Source organism: Pseudomonas knackmussii B13 (genome assembly GCF_000689415.1).
GTDB classification, from domain to species: domain Bacteria; phylum Pseudomonadota; class Gammaproteobacteria; order Pseudomonadales; family Pseudomonadaceae; genus Pseudomonas; species Pseudomonas knackmussii.
The window spans coordinates 556835-578020 of record NZ_HG322950.1 but is presented as its reverse complement, the minus strand read 5'-3'; the positions used below and the strand labels follow the sequence as shown (position 1 = coordinate 578020).

The window sequence follows — 21186 nt, the reverse complement described above, 5'->3', positions numbered from 1 at the left end:
GGATAGGGTGTTATGTCCGGAAAAGCGCAACAGCAATCTCGTCTTAAAGAGTTGATCAGCCGTGGTCGTGAGCAGGGTTACCTGACTTACGCGGAGGTCAACGACCACCTGCCGGAGGATATTTCCGATCCGGAACAGGTAGAAGACATCATCCGCATGATCAATGACATGGGGATCAACGTATTCGAGACAGCCCCGGATGCGGATGCCCTGCTGCTGGCGGAAACCGATACCGACGAAGCCGCTGCCGAAGAGGCCGCTGCGGCCCTGGCTGCGGTAGAGAGCGATGTCGGCCGCACCACCGACCCGGTGCGCATGTACATGCGCGAAATGGGTACCGTGGAGCTGCTAACCCGCGAAGGCGAAATCGAAATCGCCAAACGCATCGAGGAAGGCATCCGCGAGGTGATGGGTGCCATCGCCCAGTTCCCTGGCGCGGTTGACAGCATTCTCGACGATTACAAACGGGTGGTCACCGAAGGCGGCCGCCTGTCCGACATCCTCAGCGGCTACATCGATCCGGACGACGGCTCGGTACCGGCCGAGGAAGTCGAACTCGACCTCAAGGACAGCAGTGCTGCTGCCAAGGAAGAAGAGGACGAGGAAGAGGAAAGCGAAAGCGACTCCGAGGAAGAAGAAGGCGATGGCGGTCCGGATCCGGAAGAAGCCGCGCGTCGCTTCGGCCTGGTCGCCGATCAGCTTGAGAAATTCAAGAAGGCCCTGAAGAAGCACGGCCGCGGCACCAAGCAAGTCGACGAAGAACTGCTCGCCCTGAGCGAGCTGTTCATGCCGATCAAGCTGGTACCCAAGCAGTTCGACGCCCTGGTGGCCCGTGTCCGCGATGCACTGGATCGCGTACGCCAGCAAGAACGCGCCATCATGCAACTGTGCGTGCGTGATGCGCGTATGCCGCGCGCCGACTTCCTGCGCCTGTTCCCGGGCAACGAAACCGACGAAGGCTGGGTCGACGCCGTACTCAAGGGCAAGCCCAAGTACGCCGAAGCCCTGGAGCGCCTGAAGGCCGACGTAGTTCGCAACCAGCAGAAAATGTCTGCCCTGGAAAGCGAAGTCGAGCTGAAGGTCAATGAGATCAAGGACGTCAACCGCGCCATGTCCATCGGCGAGGCCAAGGCCCGCCGTGCCAAGAAGGAAATGGTCGAGGCGAACCTGCGTCTGGTGATCTCGATTGCCAAGAAGTACACCAACCGCGGCCTGCAGTTCCTCGACCTGATCCAGGAAGGCAACATCGGCCTGATGAAGGCGGTGGACAAGTTCGAATACCGTCGCGGCTACAAGTTCTCGACCTACGCCACCTGGTGGATTCGCCAGGCGATCACTCGTTCGATCGCCGACCAGGCGCGCACCATCCGTATCCCGGTGCACATGATCGAGACGATCAACAAGCTCAACCGTATTTCCCGCCAGATGCTGCAGGAAATGGGTCGTGAACCGACCCCGGAAGAGCTGGGCGAACGCATGGACATGCCGGAAGACAAGATCCGCAAGGTCCTGAAGATCGCCAAGGAACCGATCTCCATGGAAACCCCGATCGGTGACGACGAAGATTCGCACCTGGGCGACTTCATCGAGGACTCCACCATGCAGTCCCCGATCGAAGTGGCGACCAGCGAGAGCCTCAAGGAAGCCACCCGCGAAGTCCTCGCCGGCCTCACCGCCCGGGAAGCCAAGGTCCTGCGCATGCGCTTCGGCATCGACATGAATACCGACCACACCCTCGAGGAAGTCGGTAAACAGTTCGATGTAACCCGCGAGCGTATCCGCCAGATCGAAGCCAAGGCGCTGCGCAAGCTGCGTCACCCGTCGCGAAGCGAGCATCTACGCTCCTTCCTCGACGAGTGAAGACGAACCCCCGGCCCGAAAGCCGGGGGTTTTTCTTTGGGGTTCCAGCAGGCACGGGGGCGCGACTACACTTCGCCAATACTCCCTTGACCGAGGCCCCGCTATGCCGCGTCTGCAGGCAGTCTTGTTGTGCTTTGCGTGCTGGGTCGCGCAGGCGGACGCCTTTACCCTCAGCGCCGATGAGCAGGCCTGGCTCAAGCAGCATCCGCAGCTACGCCTTGGCGTCGACGCCTCCTGGCCACCCTTCGAATTTCGCGACGACCAGGGCCGCTACCAGGGCCTGGCGGCCAGTTACGTCAAGATCCTCGGCGAGCGCCTGCAGATCCAGCTGATCCCCACCGAATCGCATAGCTGGGCCGAGGTGCTGGACAAGGCCCGGCACGACCAGGTCGACCTGCTGCCCGGCGTGATGTCCACGCCCGAACGCAGCGAATACCTCAGCTTCACCCGTCCTTATCTGGACTTCCCGATCGTCATCCTCAGCCGCAAGAACGGGCCCAGTCCGAGCAACCTGAAGCAGTTGTACGGACTCAAGGTCGGCGTGGTCGACCACTACGCCTCCCACGAACTGCTGATCGCCAATCACCCGGACCTCAATCTGCAGCCCTTGCCCAACGTCCCCGCCGCCCTGCAGGCGCTGGCCACCGGACAGGTCGACGCCTTCGTGGGCGACTTCGCCTCCAGCGTCTGGAGTCTGCGACAACTGAAGATCGAAGGCATTCTGGTGAGCGGCGAAACGCCTTACCGCTATCAGCTTGCCATGGCCGTACCGCATGACGAGGCGATCCTCAGCGGCATCCTCGACAAGGTGCTTGCCGACCTCAGCCGCGACGAGATCGAAGCCCTGCAAACGCCCTGGGTCGGCGGCCTGGTCGACAACCGCACCGACTGGGGCCAGATCCTCAAATTCGGCATACCGGCCCTGCTTCTCGGCATCGCCATCGTCACCATGCTGGTGGCCATGAACCGCCGCCTGCGCGGCGAAGTGGCGCGCCGGGAAAAGCTCGAACAGGCCCTGCGCGACAGCGAGCAGCACTACCGTGGCCTGGTCGAAAGCATGACCGCCATCGCCTGGGAAATGCGCCTGTCGGAGAACCGCTTCACCTACGTCTCGCCACACGCCCAGGCGCTGCTCGGCTATCCGTTGAGTGAATGGCTGAAGCCGGGCTTCTGGCAACGCACGTTGCACCCCGACGACGCAGAGCAGGCGATGAGCTACTGCCTCTCCGAGAGCCGCGCCGGGCGCAACCACAGCATGGACTACCGCATGCTCGCGGCCGACGGCCGAGTGGTGTGGATTCGCGACATCATCACCCTGATCCACCACGGCGAAGAACTCATCCTGCGCGGCCTGATGGTCGACATCACCGAAACCAAGCGCACCGAGCAGGCGCTGCGCCTGTCCGAACAGAAATTCGCCTCGGTCTTTCACCACTGCCCCGACATCATCGTCCTCGCCCGGCGCATCGACGGCCGCCTGCTGGCGGTGAACAGCACCTTCGAGCAACAGGTCGGCATTCCCGCCAGTGAAGCCCTCGGCAGCACCGCCACGAAACTGAACATCTGGGGCGAACCGGGCATGGGCCCGCGCATGCTCGCGCGCCTGCAGGGCGAGAACCTCAACAACATCGAGACCACCCTGCATCGCCGCGACGGTAGCCATTTCACCGCCCTGCTCTCGGCCCAGCAGATCGCCCTGGACGACACCCCCGCACTGGTCGTGGTGGTCCGCGACATCTCCCAGCTCAAGGCCACCCAGGAACAGCTGCGCACCTCCGAAGAGAAGTTCGCCAAGGCCTTCCACGCCTCGCCCGACGGCATGCTCATCACCCGAATCCGCGATGGCATGCTGCTGGAAGCCAACGAAGGCTTCACCCGCATCACCGGCTACAACCGCGACGAAGCCAACGACCGCTCGACCCTCGAACTGGGCCTCTGGGCCAATCCGGCGGACCGTCGGCGCCTGCTGCAACTACTGGTCGAGCGCTCGTCCGTGCAGGGCTTCACCGCGTTCATCCGCACCCGCGAGGGCGCCGCACGGCTCTGCGAGCTTTCAGCGCACCACATTGTCATCGGCGAAGACGACTGCCTGCTGACCATCGCCCGCGACATCACAGAACGCCAGCAGATGCAGGAAAAGCTCACCCTGGCCGCCACCGTGTTCGAAAGCACCGCCGAAGGCGTGATGATCACCGACGCGAGCCAGCGCATGATCGCGGTCAACCGCGCGTTCAGCGAAATCACCGGCTACGGCGAAGACGAAGTGCTCGGCCAGTCGCCCCGCCTGCTCGCTTCCGGCCAGCACGACAGCAGTTTCTACCTGGCCCTCTGGCACCACCTCAACGCCGAAGGGCATTGGCAGGGCGAGATCTGGAACCGGCGTAAGAGCGGCGAGCTTTACCCCGAATGGCTGACCATCAGCGCGGTCCGGGACGGCCAGGGCGAGATCAGCCACTACGTTGGCGTCTTCGCCGATATTTCCACGCTCAAGTACGCCCAGGCCCGCCTCGACTACCAGGCCCACCACGACCCGCTCACCGGCCTGCCCAACCGCCTGCTGTTCGAGGCCCGCCTGACCACGGCGCTCAAGGAGGCGCAGGAAGAACACCAGCAAGGCGCCGTGCTCTTCCTCGACCTGGACCGCTTCAAGCACATCAACGACAGCCTGGGCCACCCGGTCGGCGACCAGCTGCTCAAGTCCATCGCCCAACGCCTGCGCGAACAACTGCGCGACGTCGACACAGTGGCACGCCTGGGCGGCGACGAATTCATCATCCTGCTTCCCGGCCTGCACCAGCCGCGCGACGCGGAGCTGGTGGCGAACAAGCTCCTGCAGTGCTTCGGCAAACCGTACCAGGCCAACAACCAGGAGTTCTTCGTCAGCGCCAGCATCGGCATCAGCCTGTACCCCGGCGACGGCCGGGACGTCGCCACCCTGGTGAAGAATGCCGACGCCGCCATGTACCGGGCCAAGGCCCAGGGCCGCAACCGCACCGAGTTCTACACCCGCGAACTGACCTTCCAGGCCACCGAGCGCGTCGCCCTGGAAAACGAACTGCGCCGCGCCCTCGAAACCCTCCAGCTGCAGCTCTACTACCAGCCCAAGCAATCGCTGCTCGACGGCTCGCTGGTCGGCGCCGAAGCCCTGATCCGCTGGCACCACCCGCAGCTGGGCAGCATCCCGCCGGACCGCTTCATCCCCCTCGCCGAGGAAACCGGGCTGATCCTGCCGCTGGGCACCTGGGTGCTGGAAGAAGCCTGCCGGCAAATGAGCCGCTGGCAGCAAAGCCACGCCGCCTTCGGCCCGCTCTCGGTGAACCTCGCCGGCGCCCAGCTGCACCAGGTGGACCTGGTGGAACAGGTGCGCGAACTGCTGCAGCGCTTCAACCTGCACGCGCCCCGGCTGCAACTGGAGATCACCGAGAACTTCCTGATGCACCAGACCGAAGAAGCCCTGATCACCCTCCACGCCCTCAAGGGCCTGGGCGTGCAACTGGCGATCGACGACTTCGGCACCGGCTATTCCTCGCTCAGCTACCTCAAGCGACTGCCGCTGGACATCCTGAAGATCGACCAGTCCTTCATCCACGGCCTCCCCGAAGATGCCCAGGACGCGGCGATTACCCGAGCCATCATCGCCTTGGGCCGCAGCATGGGCCTGACGGTGATCGCCGAAGGCGTCGAGCGCGAGGAGCAGGAGCAATTCCTCGCCAGCGAAGGTTGCGACCACGTCCAGGGCTACGCCCTGAGCCCGCCCCTGCCCGCCGACCAATTCGCCGCAAGATTCCTGACTCCGCTGCATCCGATTGGCGCCCCGCAGACGACGCCGGTATAATCCGCCGGCCTTCTGGGGGCCTATAGCTCAGTCGGTTAGAGCAGAGGACTCATAATCCTTTGGTCCACGGTTCGAGTCCGTGTGGGCCCACCACCTTCCAGATACACGAAAGCCGCGCATTGCGCGGCTTTTGCGTTTCTAACCGTTCCTATTTTCTGGTAGCAGCAAGCAACTCCGCTCCAGAGTCATTCTTCAGCAGCTCATAGATCACCGTCAGGAACACATCGCGAGCAGACTCATCGCTGAGCAACTTGGTTGCCATGGCGGTGTGACTGCTCATGGCACTCGTAATGATCTGAATAGCCTTCAACGGGAAGTCAGCCTTCTTAGCCTGCTCCAGGTTGTTGTTCTTCACCTGAGCCATCACGACGCCATCCGTGCGCAAGTGTTCGGATACCTGCAGCGCCAGGCTCACCTGATCGGTATCGGTAATGTCCTTGCCGAACGCGTTGTTGAGCTTCTCAATCAGCTCCGCGAGATACTTCTTCTCGCGGTCGCGGGCATCGCGCAGGCCGCTGTCGGTGATGCCGTACAGGCCGGGCGTTTCCGCCAGGACTGCGACACCACTGAGGTTGTCGCCCTTCTTGAGCTTGTAGTGGCTGAGCTTGAGATCGCCCAGGTCAACCTGCTCGGGCGTGATGCCTTTCAGGCGCTTGCGCAGCAGGCGAGCGTAACTGGCAAAGGCTTCCAGGGTCGGGTCGCCAAACTCGACCAGTTGGGCGATGTACTCGTAGCTCCGCACGAACTTGGAGAGGCTCTCGCTGAAGATCATCAGCTCGTCGCGCGCCTTGCAGTATTCCGATCGTTGGGCGTCGGCGTACTCCATGTCCTTCTCGCTACCCTCGTCATGCGCCTTCTCCCAGGCCTTCTCCCAGAGGTCAATGGCATCGTTGAGGGTTTTCAGCTTGCCGTTGAAGCGGTCAGTAGCGGGTTGGGTCAGTGCGTAGAGCTTCTGGTGGGTGACGTTCAGGTCAACGATGGCATTACCGAAAGCCTCTACCTCGCCCTGCTCGTAGATGAACATGCCGTCCAGGCGCTGCTTGATGTCGTAGACGATGTTCGGGTCCTGGATATCCGCCATCTGTGCGTCGCGGTAGAAGGTCTTGAAGGCCGCCAGGATCTCCTTCGCCTCATTGGCGAAATCGATGACGAAGGTCTTGTCCTTGCCTGGGAAGGTTCGATTCAGCCGGGAGAGGGTCTGCACCGCCTCCACGCCGGAGATCTTCTTGTCCAGGTACATGGCCACCAGCTTGGGCTGGTCGAAACCGGTCTGGTACTTGTTGGCCACGATCATCACCCGGTAGTCCGGGGTGTCGAACACTTTGCGCATGTCGCGGCCGTTCAGGCCGGGGTTCAGGTTGGTTTCGCTGAACTGGTGGTCGGCCGGCAGACTGGCTTCCTCGACCTCCGCGTTCGGCACCTCGCCGGAAAACGCCACCATCGCCCGCACGTTGTCGTAGCCCTTGCGCTTGCAGAAATCCTCCAGCGCCAGGTGGTACTTCACCGCCGCCGCGCGAGAGCTGGTGACCACCATCGCCTTGGCCTGGCCGCCGAGCAGGTGCGCCACGTTCTTGCGGAAGTGCTCGACGATCAGCTCGACCTTCTGCCCCACGTTCACCGGGTTGAGCGAAAGCCACTTGGCCAGCTTGCGCCGTGCGCTCTTCTCATCGACGCGCTTGTCGTCCGCCAACTCGCTGCCGATCTTGAAGGCCGCCTGGTAGCTCGTGTAATTGAGCAGCACGTCGAGAATGAAGCCCTCCTCGATCGCCTGCTGCATGGTGTAGAGGTGGAACGGAGCCGGCGGGTTTTCCTGGCTCACCAGCAGGGCCGGATTACGCGGGCGACCGAACAAACTCAGCGTCGAATGCTTGGGCGTAGCGGTGAAGGCGAAGTAACTGGCATTACCCGGCCGGCTGCGCGAGTTCTGCCAAACAGACAGCCGCTCCTCCTTGGACAGCTTCTCCCACTCCTCCTCGCTCTGCCCGGTCAGCACATAGCGCAGGTCGTCGGCGGTGCTGCCACCGGTGGAGCTGTGCGCCTCGTCGATGATGATGGCAAAGCGGCGATCCCGCAGGCTCTGCTCGCCCAGGATGGCCTTCTGCGCATACGGGAAGGTCTGCAGGGTGCAGACGATGATCGGCACGCCTTCCAGCATCGCCTTGGCCAATTGCTGGCTCTTGGGCAGGCTCGACTGCTGCCGGTCGATGGCGCACACCACGCCAGCCTGGTGCTCGATCTGCTGGATGGCGTCCTGCAGCTGCTGGTCCAGCACCTGGCGGTCGGTCACCACGATCACGCTATGGAAGAACGGCTCGCCATTGGGCTGGCGCACGCGGATCAGCGAATGGGCTGTCCAGGCGATGGTGTTGGTCTTGCCGGAGCCGGCGCTGTGCTGGATCAGATAGGGTTGCCCGACACCCTCCAGGCGAACGGCATCGATCATCCGGGTCACGCCTTCCCACTGGTGGAAGCGCGGGAAGATCAGGCCTTCCTTGAAGTAGGTCTTGCCGTTCACATCCTGGGCTTCCTTGCGCTCCTGCAGCACGAAGCGGTGGAAGATGTGCAGCCAGTTGCCCTTCTGCAGCACGCGCTCCCAGAAGTAGCTCACCGGATAGGCGCCGTTGTCGCCCAGCGGGTTGCCGGCAGCACCATCGTTGCCCCGGTTGAACGGCAGGAAGAAGGTCGAATCGCCGGCCAGCTTGGTGGTCATGCGGATATCGCTGTCACTCATGGCGAAATGCACGACCGCGCCGCGCTTGAAGGTCAGCAGCGGCTCGGTGCCGCCGCTCTTGCGCTCGGGGCGGCGGTCCATGCGGCACTGCTGCATGGCAGCCTGCACCGACTGGGTGAAGTCCGTCTTCAACTCGACGGTCGCCACGGGAATGCCATTGATGAAGAAGGCCAGGTCGATCTCATCGGCCTTGTCGAGCGAGTAGCGCAGCTGCGGCACCACGCGCAGGCGGTTCGCCGCGTAGCGCTGGATCACCGTCTCGTTACGCTCGTCCTCGGGCATCGCCTGGCTCATGGCGAGCGTACCGCCGCCCGCCACGGCAAAGCCGTAGCGCAGCACATTCACCGTGCCACCCTCGGTCTTGTTCTCCAATTGCTTGACCAGGCGATCCAGCACCACCTGCGAGGTGCCGGCGCCATTCATCGCCTGCAGCTTGGCCATGGCCTGCGGTTGGCTGTCCTCCAGCCAGCCGAGCACATCCTCGGGGTACAGCGCCCGAGCGGCGTCGTAATCCGCAGACTTGCCGACGAGCCAACCGGCCGCGGCAAGCTGCTCGACGATGTGGCGTTCCAGTTCGCATTCGTGGTGGATGTGGCTCATGCGTTCCCTGCTTCCCTATCAAACTTTCAATTCAAGACAGCGCCCGGATTCGGGCCGCCGTACTGGTCAGTCATCCCGCGCGGCGCCCTGCTCTGTCAGCAAGGCTCGCTCGCGGTCCAGCTCGGCCCTCAGCTCTTCCTCGGTGGGCAGCACCAGTTTGTACTTGCTGGCGAACAGTTGCTCGCTGCCATTGAGCACCGAGTAACGCACGATCGACGCATCCTTCTGCGCGCAAAGGATGATGCCCACGGTCGGGTTGTCGTCCGGGCCGCGCTTGAGGTCGTCGTACATGCGCACGTACATGTCCATCTGGCCAATGTCCTGATGGGTCAGCTCGCCGCGCTTGAGATCGAAGATCACGAAGCACTTGAGCAAGTAGTTGTAGAAGACCAGGTCGACATAGAAGTCCTTGCTCTCGGTGCTGATACGCTGCTGCCGACCGACGAAGGCAAAGCCCTTGCCCAGCTCCAGCAGAAACCCCTGCAGCTGGTCGATCAGCGCCTGCTCCAGTTGGCTTTCCAGCAAGGCGCCGGCATTGGGCAACCCGAGAAACTCCAGCAGCACCGGGTCGCGCACAAATTCGCGCGGGCTCTTGCCTAGCGCCTGCAGGTTGCTGGCAGCTTCCTGCTCGACGGCCGCACGATCCTGGCTGGCCAGCAGGCGTTCGTAATACAGCGTGCCAATCTGCCGCTCCAGCGCGCGGGTGCTCCAGTTCTGCGTCACAGCCTCGTTCATGTACCACTGGCGGGCGCTGTCGCTGTCCACCTTGAGCAGGGTGCGGTAGTGGGTCCAGCTCAATTCGGTACGCAGTGCGTTCCAAATGGGGAAGGCCTGGTAGAAGGCACGCATATGCCGCAAGTTGCGCTCATCGAAGCCCTTGCCAAACTCGGCCCTGAGCCTTTCGGCGAGCGTTGGCAGCAGCTTCTTGCCATAGGCCGCACGCGCTTCACCGCCCTGCTCGACCTCGACGATGTGCCGGCCGATTTCCCAGCAGGTTTTTACCTGAATCACATCCACCGCCCGGACAGCCTGTTGCCGGGCCTGGCGGATCAGCTCGGCAAGGCTGCCCAGCAGGGGCTGCAGAGCGGTATCTGCTGAGATGGGGGTCATGCGTCCTCCGCCAGGGGGGTGACTGTGTTCAAGCGTTGATCCTGCCAGGCAGCGTACGTCTGGCCGGAGCCTTCCACCAGCCAAGTGGTGCGGCCGTTGGCTGACCGGCCACAAACCACCGCTGCTGCGGCACTGGGGCTGTTGAAGGCGTAGTCATTGCTGAACGACAAGTGTCCATTGCCATCGGGAACCAGCATGCCCTCAACCACCAGTTGCTTGAACATGCCTTGATAGCCGCCTTGGGCGCCTACCCACTCGGCCCGGGCCTTGGAGCCCTTGAGCACGAAGAATTCGCCGTCGACTTCCTCGGCCAGGGCGCGCGCCTTGCTCTTGGGGATATCCAGCACGAAGCGCGGCGACCGGCTGACCGGCTGTTCGGCCGGCGCCGTGGCGAGGCTGGAGGGCTTGGTCAGTTCGCGCAGGAAGTCGAAGCCCAGCACCGGCAGCACGGTGCGGATCTGCTCCAGGAAGTACGCCATGTCGGCCCGGTCGGACTCCGGCAGGCCGGCGTATTCGTGGGCGGTGCCGTTGGCCAGCAGGCAGCGGCCGGCGCCGGTGGCGATGTCGATCAGCTTGCTTTCCAGGTACTTCACGTGGGCCTTGGTGAGGTTCTGGTCCTTGCTGGTGACCAGGCACACGCGCTCCCAGAAGTCCTTGCCGCCCTGCTCTTCGGGGCGGTTGTGCTGCTTGAGGCGCTGGGCCACGTCGTCGGACTCACCCACATATACGCGGGTGCGCAGGCTGTCGTCCGGGTCGGGGCCGATCAGGAAGTACACGCCAGTGCGCGCGCACTCGGGGCGCTGCACCAGCTCGGCGAGTTTGCTGCGCGGGCCGGTCAGCACATGGCCGGTCCAGTTCATGATCTCGGCGGTGAGCAGGCCGTTGGGCGTGCCGTCGACGAGGAACAGGCGAATGCTGCGGCCCTGGCTCATGCGCTTTCCCTCAGGTCGATCTGGCCGGTGACCGCGGCGGTGATCAGGGCGGAGCGGCGTTCTTTGAGAAGCGCCACGCTGTCCGCTGCCCTTTGTTCAATTTTGCTAAGACGGACACTCTGAACCTCCAGCAATGCCAAGAGTTTTTCTTGCTCAGCAGTTGATGGAGGAAGCACCAATGGGAGGCTACCCAAGATCCCCTCGTTAAGGTTCGCCATTGTTGCGCCGACTGAGGCGAGATTTAGCCATTCGCGTGCATAGCGAGACTGCAGCACAGTGTGGAGATATCCAACGATTGCCTGGCCAGGGTTCGGACGCACGCGCAAAGAACCTGTGCCGCAGATCCAGCCATTTTGCTCGTCACAAATAACTGCAGCACGGCCAAGCTCGCCACGACGCGCGGTAACCAAATCTCCCGTACGCATTGCCCAGAAGCTAAGCCGTTCAGCAGTTTCGGCAGATACCGTGATATCGGGATCGGGACAGCAATGTTCATCCACGATGTGCGACGGATTGATCACTGGAACCCCGCCCGTCACATAGTCCTCATTCCCCAGTGCTGTGCCAAATGGCCCTGTGGAAATGCTGAGACAGATATCGCGAAATCGTTTAACCACCCAATGCTCCGGCACCTCCCCCAGCCACTCCACGCCGGAGTTTTTCATCTTCACGTTGGGGTCGAGCCCCTTGGTGACGGCATGGGTGATCAGCGCCTGGCGCTTTTCGCGCAGCAGTTCGATAAAGCGGGTTTTCTTTTCGATCAGCGCGTCGATGCGGGCTGTTTCGCGATCGAGGACCTTAAGGATTCGCTCTCGCTCTGCGCCCGGAGGAACCACTATCCAGCTATTGGCGAGGTATTCCTGCTCAATGCTCTCGACTGTCGCTCCTTGCTTGAGCCAGTCCTTAAGAAGTTCATCATTGAGCCCCTGAACCCAACGCATAAAGAAGCGCTCGGTCAGATAATTTGAGTCGAGACGAATTGCTTTCATGTCCTGATTAAGCGCCACAGGAACATCATTAATGGCAACCGGGATTGTGTGTTTGAGAATCCCCGAACGCACAACCATTAGCACGTGCCCCGCCGACACTAGCGAAGAGCTACTTCCCGCCAAACCCTTAGGGGTAATTGCTTCTTCAGCACCAGAAATCACTTCAGCCTTCATGTCCTTGGGCGACACCCAAGGGATATTCCCATTCCAGAAATCCGCGTTGTCACGACTGGGAGTACCACCTCCGCTAAATCTCGCCATGTGCTTGAGCCGACGAAGGCCCCAATGCTCCGGCACTCTCCCCAACCACTCCACCCCCGAATCCTTATAAGCCGGATAAGGCTTGTAATGGCTCATGCCGTCACCTCACCCAGCAGCGCGGCGATCTCGGCCTCCACGGCTTTCAGGTCGGCATCGATCTCGGCCAGCGCGCGTGGCGGCTGGTAGACGTAGAAGTAGCGGTTGAAGTTGATCTCGTAGCCGACGATGCCGACCTGGCCGTCCTTCGCGTCGGTCTTGCCGGTGTCGATCCAGGCATCCGGTACGTGGGGCAGGACTTCGCGGGCGAAGTAGGCGTCGATGGACTCGTTCAGCGGCACGTTTTCGAACTCGCGCAGGTCGGCGTCGGCCTGCGGGTTGCCCTTTTCGTCCAGCACCGGCTGGGCTTCCGGGTCGCGCTCGCCGAAGCAGGCCAGCGCGGCCTTTTGTGCGCCTTTGGAGAGTTTCTTGATGCCCGCCGCCTTGAGGAAGGCCGGCAGGTTGTCGAAGGCGCCCTGTACCTGGGCGAAGGCTTCGGCCTGGTCAGCGCCTTTGGTGTTCTGGTAGGCCGCGAGCTTTTCCGGGGTGACGGAGAAGCGCAGGCGCAGCGGGCGTTCGACGGTGATGCGGCGGTAGCCGAAGTCGGTAGTGGCGAAGACCTTGCTGGTCGGGCCTTCCTCGAACGCCTCGTGCAACTTGGCGATCTCGGTGATCTGTTCCTCGGAGAGGTACTTGCGCTTGCTGCCCAGGCTCTTGCGCATGGGCGCGTGCTGGGCGGTGGCGTCGATCAGTTGGACCTTGCCTTTGCGCAGCGCGTCCTTGTGGTTGGAGAGCACCCAGATGTAGGTGCCGATGCCGGTGTTGTAGAAGAGGTCAGTGGGCAGGGCGATGATCGCCTCCAGCCAGTCGTTCTCCAGAATCCAGCGGCGGATTTCCGATTCGCCCGAGCCGGCGCCGCCGTTGAACAGCGGCGAGCCGGACAGGACGATGCCGATGCGCGTGCCACCCAGTTCCACCGGCTTGCGCTTGGACAGCAGGTGCATGAGGAACAGCAGCGAACCGTCGCCCACGCGCGGCAGGCCGGGGCCGAAGCGGCCGGCGTAGCCTTGCTGGCTGTGCTCGTCCTGCACCTGCTTCTGCACCTTCTCCCACTTCACGCCGAACGGCGGGTTAGCCAGGCAGTAGTCGAAGTGTTCGCCGGGCAGTTGGTCGTTGGAGAGGGTGTTGCCGAGCTTGATGTTCTTGGTATCGAAGCCCTGGATCAGCTTGTCCGCCACGGAGATGGCGTAGGTTTCCGGGTTCAGTTCCTGGGCGTGCGGAATCAGGCGGGCATTGGGGTTCCATTCGCTCACCTGCTCGATGGCCGAGGACAGGAAGCCGCCAGTGCCGGCCGCGCAGTCATAAATAGTGCGCACCACGCCTTCGCCGTTGAGCGCTTGGTGATCCGGCGCAAACACCAGGGTGGTAGCCAGGCGCACCACGTCGCGCGGGGTGAAGAACTCCCCTGCGGTGTCGTTGGCGGATTCGGCGAACTTGCGGATCAGGTGTTCGAACACCAGGCCCATTTCGTGGTTGCTGATGACATTGGGGTGCAGGTCGATGGCGGCGAACTTCTGCGTCACCAGGTAGAGCAGGTTGGCTTTCTCCAGCTTCTCCAGCCAGCCGTCGAAGGCGAAGTGCTCGAACACCTGGCGGGCGTTGGCGGAGAACTTGGCGATGTAGTCCTGCAGGTTGGCACGGGTGCTGGTGGAGCCGACGCTGTCGAGGGCGTAGTCGGAGACGTTGTAGAACTTGGCGCCCGCTGTGGTCGGCAGAATCAGATCGAGGTCCACGCTGGTGGCCTTGAGCGCCTGGTATTGGGTGCGAACCTGCGCGCGGGTGGGTTCCAGCACGCATTCCAGGCGGCGCAGCACGGTGAAGGGCAGGATGATGCGGCCGTACTCGGACTGCTTGAAGTCGCCGCGCAGCGCGTCGGCCACGTTCCAGATGAAGTCGGCGAGGTTTTGCTGGTTCACGGGGTTGTTCCTTCCTCGGGCGCAGGAAGGCGGCGTAGGCGCTGCATCCCTGCGGGGTGTCTTGATCGATGGCGAACCTTAAACGCTTGGGCGCCTGCGGGCCAGTCGGCATGGGGTTTGTGTGCCCTGCTGGAGCTTGAGTGAGCCGAATAGCCGATTTATTCGGCTCACCGGATGAGCCAAATACTCATTCGGGCGAGATTGGGAAAAGTCCTACACTGCGACTGCGTTGCCGTCCTACAAACCCTCTGCGTAAGGTTTCGGCCGCCTCGGTTTTGCCGGGGTCAGGTGTGGAAACCTGTGATTTGACGGAACTACGCCATAGCAGAGCGTTTTAGGCACGGTGTGTCGGATTCGCCCTGGCAGTCTATGGCGGACCGTGCGAGGCGGGCTTCGGCCCGGCCGGTCTTTCGTTCCGTTGATCCCGGTTTTCCACCCTTGCACGGTCCGCCTCCCCTCCCGGTCTTACGGTGGCGGCTTCTTGAAAACAGCAAGGAGCTACAGCATGAGTTTCATCCCTTCCCCTTCTTCCGAATCCGTTCTCAAGCCCATGGCTTTCGTGCGTAACCACCGGCAACTGCGGGCGGTGCTGATCGATCGCCAGGCGTGGTTCGTCGCCGCGGATTTGGCGCGGCTGACCAACAGCACGCTCAACGAGCGGATCACCAACAAGCTGGACCGGGACCAGACGCGCAAGGTGGTGCTGCTCAATGGCAGCGGCCAGCCGGAGAAGGAGCTGCTGATCAGCGAGAGCGGGGTCTACATGCTGCTGGTGGTGCAGCTCTATCACCCGGAGAACCGCGAGCTGCGGCAATGGCTGACCAATGAGGTGGTGCCGGTGCTGCGCGATGCGGAGCTGGACGATCCGGCATTGCCGCGCCGGCGTCTCGGCGCGGTGCTTTGGCGCCACACGACCGTGTTGGAGTGGCAGGGCGAGCTGTGGGGACGCCTGACAGATGCGGTGGGGGTGATCGAGTCGGAGTTGTTCCGCAACGGCGCCTAACCGCCTTGCGGTTAGGCGCCCTACGGGGTGGGGCATGCTGCGGGGGCGGACGGATGCCGCATGGGTTTCGTGCCTCAACCCATCCTACGAAGCTCGCGAACCTGGCCCCGCTGCGGGGCTGGGTTCGCGAGCAAGCGCTAGGCGCCCCCTCGCTCCTACAGGGTGTGGCGCCTTAGAGGAACCAGCGGTACTCGCGGGCGCTGACTTCGTTCATGAAGTCCAGGTGGTCGTGGCGCTTGTTCTCGCAGTAGACGAAGACGAACTCGCTGCCCAGGCCGTCCTTCACCACCGGGTGGTTTTCCATCGCGGCCACCGCGCCGAGCATGTCGCGGGGGAATTCGATGCCGCTTTCGCGATCTTCGTTGAGCGACGGGATCGGCTCCTTGCCGGCTTCCAGGCCGTGTTCCATGCCGGTGAGGATGGCGGCCAGGACCAGGTAGGGGTTGGCGTCGGCGCCGGCGAGGCGGTGTTCGATGCGCAGGTTCTTGCCGTCGGATTCCGGGATGCGGATGCACGCGTCGCGGTCTTCGAAGCCCCAGCTGGCCTTGCTCGCGGCGTTCACGCGGGAGCCGTAGCGGCGGTAGGCGTTGTGGTTGGCGGCAAAGATCGGCATGCAGTGCGGCAGCAGTTCCAGGCAGCCGGCCACCGCGTGGCGCAGCGGGCGCTGGTTGTCGCCGTCGAGCAGGTTCTTGCCTTCGCGGTCGTACAGGCTGACGTGCACGTGCATGCCGCTGCCCGGCGCGTGCAGGTAGGGCTTGCTCATGAAGCTGGCGCGGTGGCCGTGCTTGAGCGCAACGCCGCGGGTGGCGCGGGTAAACAGCGCGGCCTGGTCGGCGGCGTGCAGGCCGTCTTCGCAGTGGGCGAAGTTGATCTCGAACTGGCCCGGGCCGATTTCGGCGGTGATGACGTTGGCGTCCACGCCTTGCTCGCGGGCGGCTTCGACCACTTCATGGAGCACGTCGGAGAAGCGCGACAGGCGCTCGATGTGCATGTTCGGTTGGTCGTCTTCGTCGTCGCACAGCGGGTCGCGCGGGTACTGCGGCAGGCCGTCCTTGAGCTTCTTGTCGAACAGGTAGAACTCCAGCTCGAACGCCACTACCGGGCGGATGCCCTTGCCTTCCAGGCGCTTCAGCACGCGGGCCAGCACTTCGCGCGGCTCGAACTCGATGGGCGCCTCGGTGCCGTCGGAGGTGATCAGCATCTGGCCCAGCGGCTGGTTCTCCCAGCGCACCGGCTTGAGGCTGCCGGGCACCAGGCGGCGCGGGGCGTCCGGATCGCCGTCGTTGAAGCAGTAGTCGCCGATCGGGTGCAGGCCGCCCTGCACGCCCAGCAGGACGCAGTTCTGCGGCAGCTTCAGCGGGCTGCCGGCGGCGACTTTCTCGAGCATGTCGACCGGGTAGCGCTTGCCGTAGAAGTGCCCGGGGATGTCCAGGCAGATCAGGTCGACGTAGCGGACCTCCGGGTACTGGGCGCGGAAGGCGCGAACTTCGCTGAGCAGATCGGGGAAGGTTTGGCGGTTCATCTTGTAGTTGCCTGTGTGTCAGGCGCGGCCGGAGCGTTCACCCGGCAGGCCGCGAGGGCCTGCGAGGGAATCAGGTGAAGATCCAGAGCACCCTCGTTGGTTTGTCGGTGAGATTGCCGTAGCGGAACTTGGCGTGCGGCGGCAGCTGGAAGCTGTCGTTTGGGTAAAGGGTGACGGTTTCGTCCTGGTACCAGAGGGTCAGTTCGCCTTCGAGGACGAAGCCGCCCTGCTCGGAGCTGTCGTTGAGGTGGTCTTCACCGCTGGTGGCGCCGGGCGCGAGGATGCTGTCGAGCATCGAGAAGCCGCCGGACATGCTCGGCGAAGCGAGGATGTCGGTGATGCCGCCGGCGTAGTAGAGCGTGCGGCGGTCGGCCGGGCGGGTGACCCAGGAGGTCGTGCGCGATGGGCCGCCGGCATAGAAATAGGTGGTCGGCACACCCAGTGCTTCGCTGATGGCGGTGAGGTCGGCCACGGTCGGGCGCGACAGGCCGCGCTCGACCTGGGAGAGGAAGCCGACCGAGCGACCGATCCGCTCGGCCAGCGCGCCAAGGGTCAGGCCCTTGTGCTTGCGCAGGTCGCGGATCAGGGTCGCGAGGTGTTCGTTTTCGTGTTCTTGCATAGGCGCATTCCGGCTCGGGTCAGAAGAAGTCCCGCAACCGATACCAGGCTTTTCCAATGGCTTCCAGTGGCGCGGCAAATCGCTGACCGCCGGGGAAGCCGGGATTGCTAAGGCGTTGATAGAGATCAAGTTCCTCTTCGCGACCGAGCATCGCCTGGCTGACCGCACGGGCCGCGGCCAGGCTGGGCAGTACGCCATGGCCGGAATAGCCCTGCAGCCAGAAGAGATTGCCGCGGCGACCGACGTCCGGCGTGCGGCGCATGCTGCAGTCGATGTGCCCGCCCCAGGCGTATTCCAGCTCCACGCCACGCAGCTGCGGGAACACCCGCTCGAGGTACGGCCGGGTGGCGGCGCGGATGTCGCTGGGCAGGCCGCCCAGGTAGGTGCAGCCGCCGCCGAACAGCAGGCGGTGGTCAGGGGTCAGGCGGAAGTAGTCGAGGACGAACTGGTTGTCGGTGACGCAGCAGTTCTTCGGCAGCAACGAGTGCGCGAGCTCGGCCCCCAGCGGCGCGGTGGCGACCTGGTAGGTGCCGACCGGCAGGATGCGCCCCGAGACGTCTTTATCCAGGCCGTCGATGTAGGCGTTGCAGGCCAGTACCAGGGCGGAGCAGCGCACGGTGCCGTGCTCGGTTTCGACGAGGTAGCCATTGCCCTGCTCGCTGTAACGCAGCGCGCGGGTTTGTTCGAAGATGCGCCCGCCGGCCCTCTCGATCGCATCGGCGAGGCCGTAGGCGAGTTTCAGCGGGTTGATGTGCGCGGAGTTCGGGTCGTACAGGCCGGCGAGGTAGCGGTCGCTGGCGACCCACTGCGGCAGCTCGGCGCGGGAGATCATCTGCAGGCCTTCGTAGCCCCAACGCTTGGCGGCCTCTTCCTGCCACGCTTCGAGCATGCCGACGCGGCGCGGCAGCACGGCGGTCCACAGGTGGCCGACGCGGTAGTCGCAGTCGAAGCCGTGGCGCTGCGGCAGGTCGCGCAGTTCGCGCGCGGCCCAGAGCATGCCTTGCCACAAGCGCAGGGCGCCTTCATGGCCGAGGTCGTCCTCGATCGGGCCGAGGTCGCTGGACCAGCCGGGCAATGCCTGGCCGCCGTTGCGCCCGGACGCCGCCCAGGCGATGCGGCTGGCTTCGATCACGCACACCTGGCGCCCGCCTTCGGCGAGCTGCAGCGCGGTGTGCAGGCCACTGAACCCGGCGCCGATCACCAGCACTTCGCACTCCAGCGCGTCCGTCAGTTGTGCGCGGGGCTGCAGCAACTCCGGATTGGCAGCGGCGTAGTAAGTGCCGACAGGCTGGTTCGAACGCAGGAACATGGCGACCTCGTGAAATTGTCGTATCTATTTTTCATGAAAAATATCACAACGAATTTCACGAAGCCAGCCCGAGATTTCATCTAGCCGTTGGCGGCGACCGCCGGCAGGTCCTGCGCGCGAGTTATCGCCATCAAGGACACGAGGCCATTCACCGCTTCTGCTGCTCCGGAACAGGTGAAAAGGCGGTCAGACGCGGATTACGAACGAGTATCGAAAAAGCCACGCATCAGCACGGACAGCTCTGTCAGCCGTGGATGACAGACGCCCATCTGTTGCTATGTTCTTAGGAGTGAAATCGGCCGCCGGACGCGGTTGCGGCTGGCGTATAGGGGACTATCGGATGAATCAGATGTTGAAGCCGCAACCGTATTGCAAGAACTGTCGACTGGCGCCGCCCACCCTCAGCGACGACAAGCTTCTCGAGCTGGAAGCGATCATCAAGCCCGGCCACTTGCTGCATAAGGGCGACCACCTGTTCCGCCAGGGCGACCCCTTCCACAACGTCTACCTGGTGCGCTCCGGTTCGCTGAAGACGGTGACCACCAACGAACAAGGCATCGAGAAGATCACCGGCTTCTATTACGCCAACGAGATCTTCGGCTTCTCCGGCATGGACGAGGGCAGCTACCCGGTGTCGGCCATCGCCCTGGAAAGCACGCTGTGCAGCGAGATTCCTTTCGACCAGCTGGAGCAGCTGTCGCAGCAGATTCCCGGGCTGTCGCACCAGCTGCTGCTGATGATGAGTCGGAAGATTCGCGAGGATCAGCAGATGAAGCTGCTGCTTTCGCGGCTCAATGCCGACTCGCGGATCGCCGCCTTCCTGCTGAACATTTCCGCGCACTTCCGCGAGCGCGGCTTCTCCGCCCTGCGCTTCCGCCTGAGCATGTCGCGCCACGAGATCGGCGATTACCTGGGGCTGGCGGTGGAAACCGTCTCGCGCAGCTTCACCCGCCTGCAGAAGAACGGCCTGGTGCAGGTAAACGGACGGGAGACGGAGATCGTCGACTTCACCGAGCTATGCGCGCTGGCGGGGGGGTGAGATCGAGTTGTAACGCCGCAGCCCCGCTGCGGGGCTGGTTCGCGAGCAAGCTCGCTCCTACAAAGAGCCAAGGCGCGTTGCGCACCCTCGGCAGATAAAAGCCGCCCCGGTGGACCAAAACGACGTCCGGGGGCGGGCGCGAGGCAGGTTGTGGAGAGCCGCTGCGTCTGACGACGGAGCGGCTCTCCTGCATTCGGGGCCCTGCAGGCGGGCCATCCGCTCTTCCACTTGATCACGGCCCTGGCAGCGCAGGTCGGCGCCTGCACTCTTCGACTTTGCCTATGGAAACGCCCGGAATGACGGCGTCTTCCACCTTTGTCTAGCCCGCTGTGGCGGCGGAGTGGCAATAGACTAGGCGCTCGGATAGGTCCCTATCCATTTCGATTTTCCAGTTTCGTTGATAAGCCCCGCTTATGGATTTTCGCCAACTCCGCTATTTCGTCGCGCTCTACGAGGAAGGTCACGTAGGGCGTGCAGCCGAACGCCTGGCGCTGTCCCAGCCGGCGCTTTCGCAGCAGATCCGCCAGCTCGAGCAGAACCTCGATGTGGCGTTGTTCCAGCGCAGCGGCAAACGTCTGCTGCCGACAGTCGCAGCACACACCCTCTACAACCACGCGGTGCCCCTGCTCGATGGCCTGGAGCGCGCTCACGATGCCTTGCGCGGCTTCCGCGGGCATTCCCCGCGCAGCCTGGCCATCGGCGTGTTGCAGACGGTGAATGCCAACCTGGTGCCGCATCTGGTGGAGCGTCTGCATACCGCGCAGCCGCACTTGCAGGTGCGCATGTACGAGCTGTCCGGGGTGGAAATCGAACGGCGGCTGATGGGCGGGCAGCTGGATATCGGCATCGGCTTCCTGCCGCCGCGCCAGCCGGCGCTGCACGGGGTGGAGCTGTATCCGGACGAGCTGCAGCTGGTGATCCCGACGGACCATCCGCTGCGGGAATTCAAGAAGGTCTCGCTGGCCCAGGCCGCGGAGCTGCCGATGCTGCTGCTCGGCGAAGAATTCCGCGCCCGGCAGATCTGGCAGGAGCAACTAGCCGCCATCGGCCGGCGCCCCAGGGTGCAGGCCGAGCTGAACCACATGACCGGCATCCTCGACAGCCTTCCACACAGCCAGTTCGCCACCGTGCTGCCGGGCCGCGCACGGCAGACCAACAGCAATCGCGATCTGCTCTGGAAGCCCTTGAGCGAGCCGCGCATTCCGCTGAGCGTGGGGCTGGTCTATCGCGATGCGCAGCGTCAGCACACGACCGTGGAGCTGCTGCGCTCGCTGCTGGAAGGGGCGGTGTAAGGCTTTTTGTAGGAGTGGATCTCATCCACGAACCGCGCCCGGAATTCCGGCTATCGCGGACAAGGTCCGCTC

General features: G+C 63.6%; 13 protein-coding genes and 1 tRNA gene. 6 read left to right on the top strand and 8 right to left on the bottom strand.

Going from position 1 to position 21186, the window contains the following annotated elements; all coding sequences use genetic code 11:
* The first annotated feature begins 12 nt into the window (after positions 1 to 12).
* From rpoD to PKB_RS02610, 3 genes are all read left to right on the top strand, one after another.
* Positions 13 to 1860, top strand: coding sequence for an RNA polymerase sigma factor RpoD (rpoD, locus tag PKB_RS02620; protein WP_043248807.1), 1848 nt, complete (start codon positions 13 to 15; stop codon positions 1858 to 1860).
* Between the two features lie 103 nt (positions 1861 to 1963).
* Complete coding sequence (locus PKB_RS02615) at positions 1964 to 5695, top strand: bifunctional diguanylate cyclase/phosphodiesterase (protein WP_043248805.1); 3732 nt, start codon at positions 1964 to 1966, stop codon at positions 5693 to 5695.
* 16 nt (positions 5696 to 5711) lie between these two features.
* Positions 5712 to 5788: transfer RNA gene (locus PKB_RS02610), tRNA-Ile, on the top strand.
* A 55-nt stretch (positions 5789 to 5843) separates the two neighbouring features.
* On the opposite strand, the gene PKB_RS02605 is transcribed toward PKB_RS02610, so the two are convergent.
* From PKB_RS02605 to PKB_RS02585, 5 genes are all read right to left on the bottom strand, one after another.
* On the bottom strand, positions 5844 to 9026 hold the full coding sequence (locus PKB_RS02605; RefSeq protein ID WP_043248803.1) for a type I restriction endonuclease subunit R: 3183 nt from the start codon (positions 9024 to 9026) through the stop codon (positions 5844 to 5846).
* A gap of 66 nt (positions 9027 to 9092) precedes the next feature.
* Complete coding sequence (locus PKB_RS02600) at positions 9093 to 10136, bottom strand: PDDEXK nuclease domain-containing protein (RefSeq protein ID WP_043248802.1); 1044 nt, start codon at positions 10134 to 10136, stop codon at positions 9093 to 9095.
* Positions 10133 to 11068 carry a GIY-YIG nuclease family protein gene (locus PKB_RS02595; RefSeq protein WP_043248800.1) on the bottom strand — a complete coding sequence of 312 codons (936 nt, stop codon included), beginning with the start codon at positions 11066 to 11068 and terminating at the stop codon, positions 10133 to 10135. The genes PKB_RS02600 and PKB_RS02595 overlap by 4 nt, the downstream gene beginning before the upstream one ends.
* Complete coding sequence (locus PKB_RS28915) at positions 11065 to 12414, bottom strand: restriction endonuclease subunit S (protein ID WP_084166559.1); 1350 nt, start codon at positions 12412 to 12414, stop codon at positions 11065 to 11067. The genes PKB_RS02595 and PKB_RS28915 overlap by 4 nt, the downstream gene beginning before the upstream one ends.
* Entirely contained in the window at positions 12411 to 14330 is a 1920-nt protein-coding gene (locus PKB_RS02585) for a type I restriction-modification system subunit M (protein WP_043248798.1), read from the bottom strand. The genes PKB_RS28915 and PKB_RS02585 overlap by 4 nt, the downstream gene beginning before the upstream one ends.
* A 505-nt stretch (positions 14331 to 14835) precedes the next feature.
* Between PKB_RS02585 and PKB_RS02580 the strand changes: the two genes are divergently transcribed.
* Complete coding sequence (locus tag PKB_RS02580) at positions 14836 to 15333, top strand: BRO-N domain-containing protein (RefSeq protein WP_043248797.1); 498 nt, start codon at positions 14836 to 14838, stop codon at positions 15331 to 15333.
* A 172-nt stretch (positions 15334 to 15505) separates the two neighbouring features.
* On the opposite strand, the gene PKB_RS02575 is transcribed toward PKB_RS02580, so the two are convergent.
* The 3 genes from PKB_RS02575 to PKB_RS02565 all read right to left on the bottom strand — a co-directional run bounded on the left by PKB_RS02575 (position 15506) and on the right by PKB_RS02565 (position 18783).
* Entirely contained in the window at positions 15506 to 16855 is a 1350-nt protein-coding gene (locus PKB_RS02575; RefSeq protein ID WP_043248795.1) for a glutamine synthetase family protein, read from the bottom strand.
* A gap of 70 nt (positions 16856 to 16925) precedes the next feature.
* Positions 16926 to 17474 carry a helix-turn-helix domain-containing protein gene (locus tag PKB_RS02570; protein WP_043248794.1) on the bottom strand — a complete coding sequence of 183 codons (549 nt, stop codon included), beginning with the start codon at positions 17472 to 17474 and terminating at the stop codon, positions 16926 to 16928.
* A gap of 19 nt (positions 17475 to 17493) precedes the next feature.
* Positions 17494 to 18783, bottom strand: a complete 1290-nt coding sequence (locus tag PKB_RS02565; protein WP_043248792.1) for an NAD(P)/FAD-dependent oxidoreductase — start codon at positions 18781 to 18783, stop codon at positions 17494 to 17496.
* Between the two features lie 340 nt (positions 18784 to 19123).
* Between PKB_RS02565 and PKB_RS02560 the strand changes: the two genes are divergently transcribed.
* Together PKB_RS02560 and PKB_RS02555 are read left to right on the top strand one after the other, a co-directional pair.
* Entirely contained in the window at positions 19124 to 19822 is a 699-nt protein-coding gene (locus PKB_RS02560) for a cyclic nucleotide-binding domain-containing protein (RefSeq protein ID WP_043248790.1), read from the top strand.
* Positions 19823 to 20235: 413 nt separating this feature from the next.
* Positions 20236 to 21114: a LysR family transcriptional regulator gene (locus PKB_RS02555; RefSeq protein ID WP_043248788.1), complete on the top strand. Its 879-nt coding sequence runs from the start codon at positions 20236 to 20238 to the stop codon at positions 21112 to 21114.
* Positions 21115 to 21186 lie beyond the last annotated feature (72 nt).